The organism is Salisediminibacterium beveridgei (assembly GCF_001721685.1).
GTDB lineage: Bacteria > Bacillota > Bacilli > Bacillales > Salisediminibacteriaceae > Salisediminibacterium > Salisediminibacterium beveridgei.
Genome location: NZ_CP012502.1, coordinates 3,080,142 through 3,095,285, shown reverse-complemented (window position 1 = coordinate 3,095,285; position 15,144 = coordinate 3,080,142). Strand labels below are relative to the sequence as shown.

14 protein-coding genes are annotated in these 15,144 nt (G+C 47.3%); 10 read left to right on the top strand and 4 right to left on the bottom strand.

Going from position 1 to position 15,144, the window contains the following annotated elements; translation table 11 throughout:
• Window positions 1-71 precede the first annotated feature (71 nt).
• Window positions 72-632, top strand: a complete 561-nt coding sequence (locus BBEV_RS14550; protein WP_069366124.1) for an NAD(P)H-dependent oxidoreductase — start codon at window positions 72-74, stop codon at window positions 630-632.
• Window positions 633-678: 46 nt separating this feature from the next.
• On the opposite strand, the gene BBEV_RS14545 is transcribed toward BBEV_RS14550, so the two are convergent.
• A complete protein-coding gene (locus BBEV_RS14545; protein WP_069366123.1) occupies window positions 679-882 on the bottom strand; it encodes a YgaP family membrane protein in 204 nt (67 codons plus the stop codon).
• Between the two features lie 165 nt (window positions 883-1,047).
• Here BBEV_RS14545 and BBEV_RS14540 point away from each other — a divergent pair, with 165 nt between their 5' ends.
• The 5 genes from BBEV_RS14540 (at window position 1,048) to BBEV_RS14520 (ending at window position 4,831) form a co-directional block, all read left to right on the top strand.
• Entirely contained in the window at window positions 1,048-1,341 is a 294-nt protein-coding gene (locus tag BBEV_RS14540; RefSeq protein ID WP_069366122.1) for a hypothetical protein, read from the top strand.
• Between the two features lie 161 nt (window positions 1,342-1,502).
• Window positions 1,503-2,417, top strand: coding sequence for a protease HtpX (gene htpX, locus BBEV_RS14535; RefSeq protein WP_069366121.1), 915 nt, complete (start codon window positions 1,503-1,505; stop codon window positions 2,415-2,417).
• A gap of 103 nt (window positions 2,418-2,520) precedes the next feature.
• Entirely contained in the window at window positions 2,521-3,438 is a 918-nt protein-coding gene (locus tag BBEV_RS14530) for an aldo/keto reductase (protein ID WP_069366120.1), read from the top strand.
• Window positions 3,439-3,563: 125 nt separating this feature from the next.
• On the top strand, window positions 3,564-3,713 hold the full coding sequence (locus tag BBEV_RS14525) for a BH0509 family protein (protein WP_069366119.1): 150 nt from the start codon (window positions 3,564-3,566) through the stop codon (window positions 3,711-3,713).
• A 173-nt stretch (window positions 3,714-3,886) separates the two neighbouring features.
• Window positions 3,887-4,831, top strand: a complete 945-nt coding sequence (locus BBEV_RS14520; RefSeq protein ID WP_069366118.1) for a Bug family tripartite tricarboxylate transporter substrate binding protein — start codon at window positions 3,887-3,889, stop codon at window positions 4,829-4,831.
• 94 nt (window positions 4,832-4,925) lie between these two features.
• Here BBEV_RS14520 and BBEV_RS14515 read toward each other — a convergent pair whose 3' ends face one another.
• On the bottom strand, window positions 4,926-6,626 hold the full coding sequence (locus BBEV_RS14515; RefSeq protein ID WP_069366117.1) for an acyl-CoA dehydrogenase family protein: 1,701 nt from the start codon (window positions 6,624-6,626) through the stop codon (window positions 4,926-4,928).
• A 294-nt stretch (window positions 6,627-6,920) separates the two neighbouring features.
• Here BBEV_RS14515 and BBEV_RS14510 point away from each other — a divergent pair, with 294 nt between their 5' ends.
• The 4 genes from BBEV_RS14510 to rnz all read left to right on the top strand — a co-directional run bounded on the left by BBEV_RS14510 (window position 6,921) and on the right by rnz (window position 12,513).
• Window positions 6,921-8,063 carry an MBL fold metallo-hydrolase gene (locus BBEV_RS14510; RefSeq protein WP_069366116.1) on the top strand — a complete coding sequence of 381 codons (1,143 nt, stop codon included), beginning with the start codon at window positions 6,921-6,923 and terminating at the stop codon, window positions 8,061-8,063.
• A gap of 195 nt (window positions 8,064-8,258) precedes the next feature.
• Complete coding sequence (locus BBEV_RS14505) at window positions 8,259-9,941, top strand: SulP family inorganic anion transporter (RefSeq protein ID WP_069366115.1); 1,683 nt, start codon at window positions 8,259-8,261, stop codon at window positions 9,939-9,941.
• 160 nt (window positions 9,942-10,101) lie between these two features.
• The gene (locus tag BBEV_RS14500) at window positions 10,102-11,580 is read left to right on the top strand and encodes a BCCT family transporter (RefSeq protein WP_069366114.1); all 1,479 of its coding nucleotides are present in this window, start codon (window positions 10,102-10,104) and stop codon (window positions 11,578-11,580) included.
• A gap of 18 nt (window positions 11,581-11,598) precedes the next feature.
• Window positions 11,599-12,513, top strand: a complete 915-nt coding sequence (gene rnz / locus BBEV_RS14495; protein WP_069366113.1) for a ribonuclease Z — start codon at window positions 11,599-11,601, stop codon at window positions 12,511-12,513.
• Here rnz and BBEV_RS14490 read toward each other — a convergent pair.
• Both BBEV_RS14490 and BBEV_RS14485 read right to left on the bottom strand, forming a co-directional pair.
• On the bottom strand, window positions 12,504-14,066 hold the full coding sequence (locus BBEV_RS14490; protein ID WP_069366112.1) for a sensor domain-containing diguanylate cyclase: 1,563 nt from the start codon (window positions 14,064-14,066) through the stop codon (window positions 12,504-12,506). The two genes, rnz and BBEV_RS14490, sit on opposite strands and share 10 nt — an antisense overlap.
• A 104-nt stretch (window positions 14,067-14,170) precedes the next feature.
• On the bottom strand, window positions 14,171-14,920 hold the full coding sequence (locus BBEV_RS14485; RefSeq protein ID WP_069366111.1) for a sulfite exporter TauE/SafE family protein: 750 nt from the start codon (window positions 14,918-14,920) through the stop codon (window positions 14,171-14,173).
• Window positions 14,921-15,144: the final 224 nt, after the last annotated feature.

The window sequence follows — 15,144 nt, the reverse complement described above, 5'->3', positions numbered from 1 at the left end:
CAAGCCCCCACTGAAACGTTGTACCTCAGTGGGGGTTCGTTGACTACAGTTCAACAGGTACAAACCACCAGCTGGCCAAGTGGGCTGAAGAAGGTGCGAAAGCAGCAGGGGCGGCGGAAGTGAAATTCCTGCGAATTCCGGAACTTGCTCCAGAAGCGGCGATTGCTTCAAACCCCGCTTGGGAAGCGCACTATAATGCAACAAAAGACATTCCCGAAGCGACCCCGGATGACCTTGATTGGGCTGATGTTGTCATTTTCAGTATACCGTCCCGATTTGGAACGGTACCGGGTCAGGTGAAGCAGTTCATCGACACCTGCGGTGGTTTATGGGCACAGGGGAAACTGGTCAATAAAGTCGTCACTGCGATGACGTCAGCGGGAAATCCGCACGGCGGCCAGGAAGCAACGATTCAGTCGTTATATACGAATATGCACCACTGGGGCGCCATTGTTGCATCTCCTGGTTATGCGGATCCGGTTCAATTCACATCCGGCGGTAACCCATACGGAGTGAGTGTGACGGTGGATCAGGAAGGCAACATGGTAGAAGACGTGGAAGAAGCAGCAAAGTCTCAGACGAAACGTGCAGTAACGATCGGCACCTGGATTAAAGCGGGGATGGAAGGTTAATAACAAAACGAAAAACGCCTGGCTCATGATGAGTCAGGCGTTTTCGTTATTGATTGCTTTTCACTTTGCACGTGTTCATGCCGAGTAAGCTGTACGCCGGGCAGAAATTAATCAGTGCCGTCAAAATCGGAACCAATCCGATGAGGCCGATATAACGGGCACCACCTTCAAGGAAAAAGTATAAAGATAACACGGTAATGCCAATCACGATCCGAATCGCACGATCTGTAGAGCCGATATTTGCTTTCATGAAAATCGCCCTCCTTTTTTATTCTTACCTTCATTATATACCCATACCTGTAATGGAATAAAGGCTTATGAATTATAATTGGAATTTATTATAATTTTTTGTATACTCGGGACTACCGTTTCGTTTTTAAATGAATCATATTCAGAAAGGCAGAGGAGGGTGATCATGATGTTGATCCTTGTCATTTTAGTGTTGATCTTATTCATACTGCTAGGCTCCATCCGTGTCAAACTGCAAGAACTGCTCGACCATCACAAAACAAAAAATCAGGTGATGAATAAGGTCAACGGTGACGTTTCAAATGTCTATTCGGTCAGGGACAATGACGAACAGGGCTTGACGTTTTTAGTCTATATGGAAGAGCGATGGCAGTGGTTGCCTGGGGATCATTGTATTCCTCAGGATAAGCAATTAGAGAAAGAACAAGAAATCGATGTATTCGGAGATCACCGACAGTAGTCAGCCTGCTGATCAGATACATATGCATCAAAACTGATGAAATATTGTGCGGTTGCAAAAAAAATAATCGAAACCAAATCCACCGGTGGTTCGTACAACACAAAAAGCAGTATTTCGTGTATAATACGAAACGAATGTTGTGAAAAATGGAGGTAAGCAGAATGGGTAAACGATTTTTCTTTTTCTTTTTAACGAACATCATGGTCATGGTCACGATTTTGGTCGTCTGGTCACTGATCACACAATTTACCGATTTAGGAATGACGTTTGATACCGGTGGACCGGGGCTGGGTATTGATCTCGTCTCACTGGCCGTATTCAGTATTTTAATCGGTTTTCTGGGCAGCTTCATCTCCCTTGCCATGTCACGCTTTGTGGCGAAGAAGATGATGAAGGTCAATGTTATCGATCCGGATAACCCGCAAAACCAGCAGGAACGCATCGTTGTAGAGAAAGTTCACCGTCTTTCACGGGCGGCGGGTCTGATGCATATGCCGGAAGTCGGAATCTATAACTCTCCGGAAGTGAATGCCTTTGCGACTGGACCTTCCAAGAAGAAATCACTGGTAGCTGTGTCTGCGGGTCTTTTGCAGACGATGGATGACGATGCAGTGGAAGGGGTTATCGCACACGAGGTAGCGCATATCACAAATGGGGATATGGTCACGATGACATTGCTTCAAGGTGTGATCAACACGTTCGTCGTGTTCTTCTCCCGCATTATTGCAATTGTAGCGTCAAGAGCCGTACCGGAACAGTACCGTTTTATCGTGCAGCTGGCATCGATCATAATCTTCCAGATTCTTCTGTCGATTCTCGGCAGCATTGTCGTCAAGGCGTATTCCAGACATCGTGAATTTCACGCTGACCGCGGTGGCGCCGATCTCGCAGGGAAGGACAAAATGGCACACGCCCTTCGTTCCCTGCAGTCGTACGTGGACCGTGCAACTGTGAATCAGGGGCGTAATGATTCTGCTGTCCAGACGATGAAGATCAGCAGCAAAGGCGGCATGTCCCGTTTGTTCTCTTCCCACCCGGAACTCAGTGAACGGATTGCACGTCTTGAAGGAAAATAAAAAATGTATTCCCCGCTACTCAGACGAAGTGGCGGGGTTTTTTATTATAATGAATCAAAATATGGTAAACTGTTGATATATTCGAAATGGAGGTGTCATCAGTATGAAGAAAGTGCAATTGGGAACGAGTTCGTTACATTCCGCGAGAATTGGACTTGGCTGTATGCGTATGGCAGGCCAATCAGCGAAGGAAGCGGCAAAAGTCATTGACGCAGCGGTGGAATCAGGGATGGATCTGTTTGATCATGCGGATATTTACGGCAAAGGCGTTTCGGAAAAGATCTTCAGTGAAGGACTCAAAATCAGTGATGTGAAGCGTGAAGACATTCTGATTCAATCCAAGTGCGGCATCCGGAGTGGCTGGTTCGATTTTTCCAAAGAGCATATCCTATCGTCTGTCGACAGCAGCTTGAAGCGGCTGAATACCGATTACCTGGATACGCTGCTGTTACACCGTCCGGACACGCTGATGGAACCGGAAGAAGTGGCGGATGCCTTTGATCAGCTTGAAAAAAGCGGCAAAGTCAGGGTGTTTGGTGTCAGTAACCAGCATCCGATGCAGGTCGATCTATTAAAAAAATATGTAAAACAGCCCCTTGCAATCAATCAGCTTCAACTGAGTCTTGCCCATTCGCCGATGATTGACGGAGGCTTTAACGTCAATATGGCGAATGAACCGGCGGTTGTGAGAGAAGGATATATTCTCGAGTACAGCCGTTTGAACGATATGACGATTCAGCCATGGTCACCGTTTCAGCACGGAATGATTGAAGGGGTCTTTATTGATAACCCGTTATTTCCGGAGTTGAACGCAAAGCTGTCCGAACTGGCATTAGCAAAAAGCGTCACTCCTTCAGCCATCGCCATTGCCTGGATCTTGCGTCACCCGGCAAATATGCAGCCGATTATCGGAACCATGAACCCGAAGCGGATTTCGGAGATTGCAAAAGCGGATGAAGTAACGCTGTCCCGCAAGGAATGGTATGAACTATACCAGGCCGGTGGAAAGGATTTACCATAAAAAAATAAAAAGATCAAAAACCCGGAAAAATATTTCGGGTTTTTGTGTTGACAGGTGTTTCCCCCCTGTTATATAATACATTTATAAATAGTCACTGTACTATAACAAAAAAGGAGATGATTTTCATGGAACGAAGAGAGCGGGAAAACATCATTAACTATCTGATGAAGGTGCGGAACACGAAGAATGAACGGCTGATGGTGATGACAGACGAGGACATTGAGCATCTTTACAACAGGGAGTACGATGAACAGGAAGCTTATGAATACATGTAAGCTGTACTGAAACAGTTTGATGAATCCACTAGGGAAATCATCTCCTGACTTCCTAAAAGAAATCGAAACCCTTCGAATACACAGATTCTGTGATCGAAGGGTTTTTTCTTTGTGATTCTGGGGAACAGTCATGCAATTATGCTTCGGGTAATAAAGAGAGGGGCAGGTGAAAGATGAAACAACTCATGGTGGTTTTACTGCTTGGTATTGTTTTGGCGGGATGCAGTGGTGAAGAAACAGCAGAACGGGAAAGTTATCCAACGGCTCCTGTTACGATTATCGTTCCATACAGTGAAGGAGGCTCCTCCGATATCATGGCAAGACTGACGGCTGAAGCACTCAGTGATTATTGGGGTATGGATGTCACAGTAGATAACCGGGACGGAGAAAGCGCCGTGTTGGGGATGCAGGACATTGCTGATGCTGAACCTGATGGGTATACATTCGGGATGTTCGGCAGTCCGGATGAACAGGTTTTATCGGAACGTGAAGATTTGTCATTCATGCAGGATGATTTCGATTTTCTGATGGGATTTGACCGGGAACCTCATGCGTTGATGTCGGCACCGTCTTTTTCAGGAGAGAACCTCGAGCGTTTTAAGGATGCTGCAGGTGAGCAGCCCGGTCGAATCACCGTAGGGCATTCCGGACCCTTGGGGGAATTATTGATTTTACTTTTGGAGGAACAACTGGATGTGGATGTGACGCCGGTGATCTATGACGGAGGCGGTGATCTGCTTTTGGCACTTCAGCAGGATGAGATTGATGCGGCATCGACATCTCTATCCACAAAGGATCGTGTGAATGAAGCGGGCGGAAGTCTTATGGGTTATGGCAGCGAAGACCTTGGGGATGGTTTATCATTTTCTGAACAGGGCCATGAGATCCACCTGAAGGTGATGCGTACGCTCGTTGCCCCTGTTGGTATCCCTGATGATCATCGAGAAGAGATGATCACGGCACTGGAGGCGGTAGTTCAAACGGATGAATGGCACGAGAACATAGAAGAAGCAGGTATTGATTTTTCCGCAAGTGATGAAGATGAGGTGCAACAGTTCCTCGAAGAAATGAGTGACATTGTTGATGAGCGGATTCAGGATATTCAAGTAAGTCCTTAAGGGCAGCAATGGGACCCTCATTGACAAAAATCCGGACCAATCCTGTAAAGGATGATCCGGATTTACGTCTGACAGAACGCATGAGACTGATCATTTAACCTTCTTTGTAAGCATCTTTCATCGGGAGAATCTGTTCTTGCCAGATCCATTGTTCCCGGGCATCGTTTTGTACCGGCTGCCGGATCATATGACGGAGCGATTCATTTTGTTTGCTGTGATTCAAAAATTTCGACTGATGACGAAGGGCGAATTCACTGAAGTCCTGTACGAGATAGCGAAAGATCTGATCGGTGATCTGATCGTTATAGTCATGGTGTAAGGCGCTCTCGAGAACCAGTTGACCATATACGGTGAGTGTGAATAGCTCGCCAAGATGGAGCATCCAGGTCTGGTTTTTTTGCTGGTTTTCATCTGGAGGTGAATCTTCCAAAAATCGTTTTAAGGCAGTGACTTGGTCCTTAAAAATCAACACATTGTCCAATTCGACGCCTTCGTAACTTTTCAAGTAATGAGGGAACTTGACTTCTTTCAGTTTACCGGTGGTCTGATTGAATAAATTCGTGTCGTCTCCGGGCTGGTCCATGACAGGGACTTCCGGGTACGTTTCATCGTGGAAGAAATAATTGTCGATAAATTTAATCACCAGCGCCATATTCACATGGCTCGTGCCTTCAAGTCGCGGGATCATCCCGATGTCACGGATGGCCATTTCCATGAAGGTATCCTGTTCAAAACCTTTCGCGGCAACGACATCGAGCAGTTGATCAATCACGCGCATGCCCTCTGCAGTGACTTTCATTTTCTGAATCGGATTGAAGAGCAAGTAGCGACGGTCGGATTCGGATGAATGCCTGAAATAATCAACGGCACGGGTGGCAAACATTCTCATGGCGTGTATCCGGCAATAGTTCTCAACGAACGAATCGCGCACATGGTCGAAATCCGTCACCTTCATGCCATACAGTTCCCGGTTGGCCGCATGGTTGAGGGATTCGTAAAAAGCGTGCTGGCAAATGCCGGCTGAGGCAAAACCGAGTTGGAATTTGCCGATATTTACCGTAGATAAGGAGGCGTCCCATGCAGCCCGTCCGGTGGAGAGGATGTCGTCTTCTGAAATCGGGTAATCTTTCAAAATGAACTCGCCGACATACGCGGGACGAACCCCCGATGTTTTGATCTTCTTATTCAGTTCATAGGCCGGGTGGTCAGGTTGTACGAGAAAGAAGACGAATGCATCGTTTTCTGCCATTCGTCCAAATACCGAGACGAAGGCCGCTTCATTGGCGTTGCCGATGTAATATTTCGCGCCGTTGGCGAGGTAGGTGCCGTCTGATTGCTTTTCAAGCTTCATTTCATTTGAATACAAATCAGCTCCGTGTTCTTTTTCGGACATCCCAAACGCGAATATCCCTCCTTTTTCGAGCGCTTCTCCAGCTCTCTTTTTCGCGGATTCATTTCCCGACATCCAGATCGGACTGAGTCCAAGGATACTGACCTGGTAGGCGTACTGATACGAGAGCCCGTAGAATGCTGTTAATTCGCTGTAATCACATACTTTGGCCAGATCGAACCGGTTTTTTCCTCGGCCGTAGCCGTTAGGGGTAAGGAGTGACGCATAGGCGCCGGACTCCCTGATGAAATCCATATAGGCAGGGTACCAGTTGCCCCGTTCATCCTCTTCTTTAATTCCTTCAAGCCCCAATGTTTCGAAAAAATCCACGGTCTTCTGCATGATCGCTGCCGTCTTCTCATCCATTCGACTGACGTCCAACTGTTTCGGGTTCAAAAAGTTCATGCACTCATCTCCCTTTACGGATTAAAATGAATTGTGATTCATTCTCTGCTACCGTTCCTTTCGATAAGGAGCTGGAAATGTCCTGCTTCCCTCTGATATTCAACGCTTGAGAAGGGTTTATTTACGAAATCACAAAAAATACCCCTAAAAGTATTGACTTTTATCCGGATGTTTAATACTATACCCATAGGGGTAACAATAGAATATATAGACGATGCAACATATGCCCTATATTTTTTTACGCAAATTAATACCCAAATGGGTATAATTTAAAATCCAAGGAGGATGTTTTAAATGAGCTTAAAAGCAATGACAGCAAACGAGTTGGGACAACGGATTATCGGACGTAAGGATTTGTTTATTCTGGATGTAAGGAATGAAGAGGACTATAAGGAATGGAAAGTCACCGGAGATTCAGTTACTTCCATTAATAAACCTTATTTTGAATTGATCGACGGTGTGGAGGAGATTCTCGGTCAACTTCCTGAAGACAAGGAGCTTCTCGTCGTCTGTGCCAAAGAAGGTTCATCACAGTTTGTCGCAGATCAAATCGTCGAAGCTACCGGTCGGGATGTTTACTATCTTGAAGGCGGTATGAAGAATTACAGTGAGGATCTTCAGCCGGTGAAATTGGGTGATTTGAGTAATGGCGGAGAGCTTTACCAGTTCGTTCGACTCGGTAAAGGGTGTCTTTCCTATATTGCTGTCGCGAAGAATGGTGATGCAGCGATCGTGGATACCACAAGAATGGTGGATCAGTACGGGGCATTCCTTGATGAGAAAAAAGCGAATCTGAAACACGCGATTGATACGCACCTTCACGCGGACCATATTTCCGGAGCGCGCACCATGCGAGAACGAACCGGTGCCACCTACTGGCTCCCATCAAAAGACGCGGAAGAAGTGCAGTTTGATTACGCGGCATTCGAAGACGGTCAGGACGTGACGATTGGTGCCAAAGGAGAAGAGATTCAGCTGAAAGCAGTTTATTCTCCAGGACACACGATCGGAAGCACTTCCGTGATCATTGACGAGGAATACCTGGTTACCGGGGATATCCTGTTCGTCGAATCCATTGGACGTCCCGACCTCGCAGGTAAAGCAGAGGACTGGGTAGGGGACTTGAGACAATCCCTGTATGTGACGTATAAGAACCTTGATCAGGACCTGAAAGTACTGCCGGCCCACTTTGCCAAGTTTGATGAAGTTGATGAGCACGGCCGTGTATTTGAAAAACTCGGTGAGCTGTTCAAGAAAAATGAAGGCCTGCAGTTTGAAGACGAAGGTGAATTCCGTCAATATGTTACAGGGAACCTGCCGCCGCAGCCGAATTCCTATCAGGAAATCCGTCAAACCAATATGGGTAAAATTGATCCTGAACCTGAAGAAAAAACAGAAATGGAAATTGGTCCGAACCGCTGCGCTGTAGCTGAATAACAAAGATCCATGAACAAGCTGTGCAGCCTGATTGCTCTTCGGAGTAATCAGGCTTGCCTTTCGTTTATACTTCACAGGGAAATTAATGATCGCTGACGAAATGAAGTATACGTGCAAGGAAGGCTTTCGCCATTAACTTGGCGAGAAGCCAAGTTTTCTATACTATGAATGAAGTGTGAATTGGGGTGGCTGACGATGCAGAACTGGTTTCCGTTATTGAGGCAGTTAAAACAGTACGATCTGAATCATGATTTGAAGGGGGATCTGAATGCAGCACTGATTGTGGCAATCATGCTCATTCCGCAAGGGATGGCCTATGCCATGCTCGCAGGCCTTCCACCGGTGATGGGGCTATACGCGTCGACGATTCCGTTACTCATCTATGCGCTGATGGGGTCATCCCGACAGCTCGCTGTGGGTCCTGTAGCCATGGTGTCGTTGCTGATCTTTACCGGGGTATCAGGTCTGGCAGAACCCGGAAGCAATGAGTACATTGGTTACGTGCTGCTGTTGGCACTGATGGTCGGTGTCATTCAGTTCCTGCTCGGGACACTGAAACTTGGATTTATTACAAAATTCATTTCCCATGCAGTGATCAGCGGTTTTACTTCAGCGGCGGCAATCATCATCGGTTTCAGTCAGCTCAATCATCTGCTGGGCGTGGATACAGGCGAGTCGAAAAATGTGTTTGCGATTCTCGGAAACGTACTGCTGGACATTGGTGACATCCATCTCGCAACACTTACAGTCGGTATCCTCAGCATCCTTTTGCTGATCTTGATGAAAAAATACGTCAAAAAGGTCCCTGGGCCCCTCTTTGTGGTGATCCTTGCGATCCTTGCAGTCCAACTCTTTGACCTCGATGAAAGAGGTGTGACGGTCGTCGGCGAAATCCCCGGTGGACTGCCGGCTCTAACGGTCCCGGATATCTCGGTGAACGCATTGGTGATTCTGGTTCCGACGGCACTGACGATTGCCCTGATCGGGTTCGTTGAATCGTTTGCGATGGCAAAAGTGATCGCAACGAAGGAGAAATATCCGATCAGTGCAGATGCAGAGCTCCGGGCACTGGGGGCGTCAAATATCGGAACATCATTCTTCTCCGGTTTTCCGGTAACAGGTGGCTTTTCCCGTTCTGCCGTGAATTATGAAGCCGGAGCAAGAACCGGAATGGCGTCCATATTCACCGGACTCTTTATCGTATTGACTTTGCTGTTTTTCACTTCATGGTTTCATGATCTCCCAAGGGCTGTCCTTGCGGCCATCATTATTGTGGCGGTTTACGGATTGATTGACCTGAAGGAAGCGAAACACCTCTGGCAGGTCAAAAAAATTGATGCGGTGACACTCATGGTAACGTTTATCGCAACATTGACCATCGGAATTGAATTGGGTATCCTTGCCGGAATTGTATTCTCTCTGACGGTTTTCGTTTATCGAAGTGGAAAGCCGCATATGGCAGAGCTCGGTTATGTAGCAGAGTTGGATGACTATATGAATATCGAACGCTTTCCTGAGGCGAAAACACAGGATGATATTTTGATGATCCGCATTGATGCCCCCGTGTATTTTGCCAATATGGCCTATATTGAAGAACGGCTTCGGAGTTATATGATTGAACACCCGAATCTGAAGCATGTGATTCTTGATTTTTCCGGTGTGAACGATATGGATGCAGTGGCACTCGATGAGTTCAATGACTGGCTTGCATTTCATCGCTCCCAGGGTGTTCATTTTTATTTCGTGCTCGTCCGCGGTCCGGTTCGGGATCTGTTTGCCCGCTCCGGTTGGACAAAAGAACACCAGGAGGAGTTTTACTATCACTCCTTGGCAGAAGCAATGCGAAATTTGAAAAACAGTGCATCAAAAGCAGAATAATGAAGGGAAGCGCTACCGATTACGGTGGCGCTTTTCTCTGTTTCAGTGCCTGTTTAATGCCTTCTGTGGTTTACGGTATCATAAGTAAGGGAAAGTATAATAGATTCGTATATGTCAAGACAGGTGACAATACGTGTGCAGACCATAGGAGGAAAATATAATGACAACCCGAATAACGCCCGTATTAAAGATATCCGTGGCACTGATTGCTTCTTTTGTGCTGTTTGGTGTCATCTTCCCGGATCAGCTGGAAGCATCTCTTTCGGCTACGCAGTCTTTTATGTTTGAAACCTTTGGCTGGTATTTTCAAATCATTGTAACGTCATTTTTTATTTTTTCAGTCTATTTGGCGTTATCGAAATACGGAAACATCACATTGGGAGATCCAGGAGAAAAACCCGAATTCAGCAGACCGGTATGGTTTGCGATGCTGTTTTCAGCAGGAATCGGGATTGGATTGTTCTTTTACGGAGTATCTGAGCCCGTTGCGCACTTTTCATCGCCTCCTCAAGGAGAAGGCGGTGGACCGGGAGATGTCGTTGGCGGTGTGACGTACACATGGATCAACTGGGGGATTTATGCCTGGTCGGTTTATGCGATCGTGGCCCTGGCTTTGGCTCTTCAGCAGTTCCGATACAAGGCACCGGGCTTGTTCAGCACCACTTTGAGGCCGGTTCTTGGGAAATCCATGAACGGAGCCTGGGGAAATGCTGTTGATATCGTAGCGGTTTTCGCAACGCTGTTCGGGGTCTCCGCTTCTCTCGGGTTAGGCTCACAGCAAATCAATTCGGGACTGAATTATCTGTTTGATATTCCGATTAACCCCTGGATCCAGCTGGTGATTATGTCTGTGATTACAGTCATATTCGTGACCAGTGCCACCACGGGCATTCAGCGGGGCATTAAGTATTTGAGTACACTGAACATCACCATTTCCGGTCTGTTTTTGCTGTTTATGTTTATCGTCGGTCCGACGCTGTTTTTATTAAATACATTCGTATCCAGTCTTGCGCATTATGCGCAGGTGATGGTTCCGATGGCACTTCGCATGAGTCCCGTGGATGCACAGGAAGCGGCCTGGACCCAGGCGTGGACGATTTTCTATTGGGCGTGGTGGATTTCCTGGACGCCGTTTGTCGGCATGTTCATTGCCCGTGTATCGAGAGGGCGGACAATCCGGGAATTTATATTCGGCGTGATTTTTGCGCCTTCCCTTGTCACCTTCTTCTGGTTTGCGGTGGTTGGCGGTAATGGCATCTATCTGGAGTTGTATGATGGCATCAACATCTCCGGGCAACCCCTTGAGACGGCGTTATTTAATGTGCTGGAGTATTTGCCGTTTTCTGCTTTGGTATCTGTTCTTACGATGTTTATTCTGGTGATTTTCTTCGTTACGACGGCAGACTCAGCAACTTTTGTGCTCGGGATGCAGACATCCGGAGGCGATTTGAATCCATCGATCAGAATCAAGGTATTGTGGGGATTTATTTTTGTTGCGGCGACGTCCATTCTTTTGTTCGCAGGTGGTCTGGGGGCCTTTCAGACGATGATTGTTATCAGCGCCCTGCCGCTTTCGGTGATCATGATTTTAATGGCAATCGGAATTATGAAAGTGCTGGGACAGGAGAAGACTCTGTAATAACTGAGGTGATGACAAGTGGAAATCATTTTTCTTGGGACGGGTGCAGGCATCCCTGGTAAGGAACGGAATGTGAGCGCCATTGCATTAAAAGGCGTGAATGGGAAAAACGACACTTGGCTGATTGACTGTGGGGAAGGGACCCAGCACCAGATGCTGCATGCCCCGGTAAAGGCGAATCAGATCAGCCGCATTTTCATTACCCACCTGCATGGGGACCATATTTTCGGTCTGCCGGGTTTTCTTGGAAGCCGTTCTTTTCAAGGAGCGACGTCTACGCTGTTTATTTACGGGCCCGAGGGATTGAAGGGCTATATTGAACAAGCGCTCACCATCAGCGGGACCCATCTGAATTACGAAGTGAAGATCGAGGAAATCAAAGCAGGCCAGCTGTTTCAATCTGAACGCTGGCAGGTGAGCTGCTGTGAACTGGATCATCGGCTGACCTCATACGGCTATCGTTTTGCAGAGGCGGACCGTCCAGGTAAGTTGGATGTGACGAAACTGGAGAGAGATGGAATCCCGAAAGGCCCGTGGTTGGCAGACATGAAAAAGGGCCATGAAGTGACGCTGCCTGACGGGAGAGTCATCGCTGGCAGTGAGTATGTCACGTCGCCACTTCCGGGCAGGATAATCGCAATCCTTGGCGACACGCGTCCAACAGAACAGACCGTTAAGTTCGTTCAACATGCAGATCTGCTTGTGCACGAAGCGACGTTCATGGACCAGGAAGAAGAGGCGGCAAAAAAATACGGGCACTCGACCACGTTGGAAGCATCAGGTGTGGCCAAGAGAGCTGGCGTGAAACGGTTGATTCTGACGCATATCAGTTCAAGGTATCGACAGCAGGACATGGAGAAATTCAAAGAAGAAGCCCGTCGCCAGTTTCCGAATACGGAAGTGGCAGCGGACTTCGCTGTTTATCACGTCTGATCGGGCGGTTCAAAGCAGAATACCTGATTTCTCCCAAGATCTTTCGCGCTGTATAACGCGGAATCTGCTTCGGTAATCAAGTGTTCAAGGCGTTCTTTTCGCCCGTGAAGATCAGTAACACCGATACTGATTGTGATGGTGCTTCTATTCAAAAAAGTGTGGCGGGTAATTTGATCTCTGATGGCATCGAGGCGGATTTCCGCCTCTTTTGCATGAGTGGAAGGCATGAGAACAATGAATTCCTCGCCACCCCAACGTGCGGACAGGTCTTGTTGATCCAAAGCATTATTAAACAGCTGGGCAATCTCTTTTAATGCAGTGTCGCCAGCGTCATGGCCGTAAGTATCATTGATCTGTTTAAAATGATCGATGTCCATCAGTGCAATCGCCAGCGGTTCGCCGGATTTAGCGGAAGCTTTTAAATGATGGTCCGCCGCACGGATAAATGCTCTCCGATTCATCAGTCCGGTCAAAAGATCAGTCGTGGCGAGCTGATTGATCTTGCGCCGGTCAAAATAAAGAATCGTGAAAAACAGTGTCAAGATCAAAAAGAAGCCGTTGATATAGGTCAGTTCACGGTTTCGCTGCATTCTGATGACTTCGACACGATCGTCTTCAAGTGCGGATATGAAATAGCCTATGGCCTCTTCTTCATAGTTTGCAATGGGGATAAACTGAACGAGAAATCCCCTCTCATCGTGGGACAGTGAAAAATGAAAAGGTTCATGATCCGGCAACTGGGCTCGGGCCTCTTGGCGGATTGTTTGTTGGACCTCATAACTTTTGTAGATATCATAACGGTCCTCATTTGAGCCGAAAATGGTTGAGTCACGGTCAAATACATAATCAGTGGAAATGAACGAAGGGATGTAATTGCTCTGATAGGTGTCGAGTATCGTATCTTCGACCTTGTCTTGATGGAGAATAAACTGGGTATTGTCCATCGGATAAATATCATTAATGATACCGATTGCTGCCAAGAGGGAAAGAGAGATCTCCCCGGAGCCGACCAGTTCATCGTTATGAAACAGCGGGAATACGAAGCGATACCCGTTAAAACTCCGTCCTTCCTCATAGCCGGACACGGGTGCTTTTTTCATCTGTGCGTCTTCAATCATCGGACGGAATCCGTAGAGCGAATCCCCATATGTATCTGGATCATGCATGCGAAGAAAACTGGTTCCATCGTCAAGGTGGAGGTGTAACTGACGGAAGTTGAATTGCATCATGTCTTCGTAGGGGCCTTCAAGGAGGTCGAAAACCTCGCTACGAAGTCCATCTCTTTCATTGCCCGTTGCGTGATTCGCAACATGTAATAACGACGTGATTGCTTCCTGATTGATGGTTGTATTGAAAATGAATTGGGCGAATTCCTGATAGGTCGTTGTGATGCTTTCGAGCTCAGAGGTGAAGATGTCCATTTCAGCTTGAACATAACGGGTTTCTTCTTGTTCATGACTGTTTAATACAAACAGGTTGGCTGCAATCCACGTAAAGCTGATGAAGAACAGGACCGTTAGGAACGATCGTTTTTTTTGAATCAGCTTCCACATGACTGGCACCCCGCTCGTTGAGATAATACTTTTATACTATCATGGCATACCTTTCCGCTCAACAACGGATCTGTCTTAGGACCTGTTTTTACTGATACTCGTTGTCATATCAGTAGTGCAAGAGCACCGGCGAAAGACAACAGTAATACAATCTGATTAAATCGCTGCTGGGGGATCAGAGGTACAAGCCGGACACCGATGGCGGTCCCGATCAGAATGGCAGGAAGCATCATAGCATTCAGTGTCAACGAGTTCCCGGAAATGAGACCAAGTGAAAACAAGAGAGGAACTTTAATCAGGTTCACCGTCAGGTAAAACCAGGCACCTGTCCCGATGAATTGGGTTTTCGGCAGAGCCATCGCGATGAAAAAGATTGCCATAACGGGTCCTGCTGCATTGCCGATCATCGTGGTGAACCCGCCAAGGGTACCCATAAAGACCAAGAAAAATCGTGAACGCGGCACCTTCTGGTCACTGTTGGAGGAGGAAAATTCCTTTTTGATCTGCAAAACGACCATGCTGCTGATGATGATCCCCAGAATCACTTCGATGGCACGACTGTCCGTGACGGTGAAAAGTAATAGGAATCCGAGAACGATTCCCCCTAAAACCCAGGGTACGAGTCGCCAGAGGAGCTTCCATTCCACGGAACGGCGGTAATAAGTAACGGCAACGAGATCACCGATGATGAGCATCGGGAGCACGATACCAATGGAATCCCGGGCCGGGAATATCATTGCCATCATGGTGACAACGAGAATGCCAAGAGCGGGGATGCCGGTTTTGGCAAGGCCGATGAGCAAGGCCGTAAAAAAGATCAAAAGCCATTGTATGATTGATAAGTCGAAAGTCATAACTGTTTCATCCTTTTTTCTTTTTGGCTGGTATTTAGCTCGATGTTGTTTATTCATGTAGCGATCGACAGGCGGCGATGGAGACACAGCGAATCATGAGCTGTCGAAAGCTCAGGCACCTTCATGCGACGAATAACCGCAGGAGCAGTGGCAAGTGCGCGTCAGGCTTTCGCCGATAGAGAGTGAAATCAACACCAGACGTTAACATAGCTTTCTTTTAAGTG